This is a genomic window from Actinospica durhamensis (assembly GCF_018139695.1).
GTDB classification, from domain to species: Bacteria; Actinomycetota; Actinomycetes; order Streptomycetales; family Catenulisporaceae; genus Actinospica; species Actinospica durhamensis.
The window spans coordinates 1-1,901 of sequence record NZ_JAGSOG010000535.1 but is presented as its reverse complement, the minus strand read 5'-3'; the positions used below and the strand labels follow the sequence as shown (position 1 = coordinate 1,901).

The following is a 1,901-nucleotide window of genomic DNA, read 5'->3' as shown; positions in this document are numbered from 1 at the left end:
GCGGAAGGGGGGCTGCTGGGCGGGCTGGCGATGGTGGAGCGCAGTCCGTTGATCAGGAGGGCGAACATGCGGTCTGCTTGAGCGTGGCTGTCCGGGGCGTCCTGGGCGGCCCAGGCGATTGCGCCGATCATTTTCAGCACGTCGGCTTCGTCGGCCGCTGGGGTGACGGCACCGGTTTGCCGCGCGCGCGTCAGCAGCGCCGCTCCGACCTCGAACAGCTGCGTGTGCCAGGTGGATGCCAGGGTATTGCCGCGGTCGACTGCCGTGTTCATGACGGCGGCCGACAGCCCTCGATAGGTCAGGCCATGCATGAGCGTGGCGCGCAGCCAGGTCAACAGTGCGTCGAACTCGTCCGTGGCCGTCAGCAGCCGGCGTCCGAGTGCTGCCAGCTCGGCGATCTGCTCGGCGAGCACTGCCTCGATCAGATCGAGCCGAGTGGGGAAGTGTCGGTACAGCGTCCCGCTCGCGACCCCGGCCCGGCGGGCGATCTCGTCGAGGGAGGCGTCCACGCCGAACTCGGCGAAGGCCGCTTTCGCCTGTTCGATCAGCTTTCCGTAATTTCGTTGCGCGTCCGCGCGCCGCGGGCGCGCAACGTGCGGGCGCGGATCCCGATCCTCCGCCACGTCGATCAGACTCCTTGCTTACCGGGGACATGGTCCGTTATCGTATCCGGCATAACCGGACCATGCCTCACTTTACCTGTATGGCCCGCCTGGAACTGGGGAGGCCCCGATGGCACTGGCGGAGCAGGACAGAATCGATATCACCGACCTGATCAACCTCCACGGGCACCTTACCGATGCGGGGGACCTGCATCGAGCGGGTGAACTGTTCACCCCGGACGTCGTCTACGACCTGAGCGCCTTCGGGTTCGGCGTGGTGCACGGGACCGCGGCCCTGCGCGAGAGCGCACTCGCGGTGGGCGCGGCCAATCCGGTCGGCCATCACGTCACCAACATCGTGATCACTCCGATCGACGAGCGCTCGGCGCGGGTCCGGTCCAAAGGTCTCGGCGTCAAGGCCGACGGGACGGCCGGCAGCGTTGTATACGAGGACATCGTCACGCGACAACCAGATGGCTGGAAGATCAGCCACCGCACGGTGACCGCTCGACGGGCGGCACTCGGTAAGCACGAATCTGGCCCGCGCGAGATCCTCGAGCGTTATCGCCAAGCCTCCATCGACCAGAGCGTCGAGGAAATGAGGCGCGTGTACGCCCCGGACGCGGTCCACGAATTCCCGTTCGCGTTCCCAGGTGTACCTTCCCGGCTGGAGGGGCGGGAGGAGATCGTGACCTGGATTGCCGCGGGATGGAGCGCCAATCCACTGCGGTTCGAGCAGTACCGAACCTTTGCCGTGCACGACACCGGCAGCCCGGAGACAATCATCGTCGAACAGGAGGCGATCGGAACCAGCCCGGTGACCGGCCGATTCGCGCTCCCCAACATCATCGTGCTCACCGCCGACGAGGGGCAGATCACCCACCTGCGCGATTACGTCAATATCCTGGCAGCGGCAGCGGCGCTCGGGCAGGACATCTAGGGAGCGTCTTCGCCGCGGCGCCCAGACGACCTCGAACATCGCCGCCGGCACGTCGCAGATTCCTGAGTTGTGAACGATTCGCCCGCCTTGCGGCTGGCGGAACGCGACGAACCCCTCCCCGGTTGGGGGAGGGGTTCGCCGCGTGGTGTGTGCTGGTGCGTGCTGGTGTGGCGATCAGCTGTTGACGATGGAGGACACGATGTGTGCGGCCTGGTCTTCCCACTGTGCGTAGAGGTAGCCGTCGAAGGAGCGCTGGACGTCCTGTGCGGCGGTGTGCAGGGACATGTTCTGGTAGTTGGAGGGCAGGCTGTTGAGGAATGCGGTGGCGGCGTAGGTCGGGTCCTCGAGCTGGGTGGGGG

At 66.6% G+C, this 1,901-nt stretch carries 2 protein-coding genes and 1 pseudogene; 1 reads left to right on the top strand and 2 read right to left on the bottom strand.

The window, feature by feature from the left end:
• Positions 1–623 (bottom strand): TetR/AcrR family transcriptional regulator (locus KDL01_RS40815; RefSeq protein WP_212534091.1); only part of this gene is annotated, 623 nt, incomplete at its 3' end.
• Between the two features lie 109 nt (positions 624–732).
• On the opposite strand from KDL01_RS40815, the gene KDL01_RS40810 reads away from it, so the two are divergent.
• A complete protein-coding gene (locus tag KDL01_RS40810; RefSeq protein ID WP_212534090.1) occupies positions 733–1,542 on the top strand; it encodes a nuclear transport factor 2 family protein in 810 nt (269 codons plus the stop codon).
• A gap of 174 nt (positions 1,543–1,716) precedes the next feature.
• Here the strand turns inward: KDL01_RS40810 and KDL01_RS40805 are convergent.
• Positions 1,717–1,901: pseudogene (locus tag KDL01_RS40805) on the bottom strand (hypothetical protein); the annotation flags it as partial.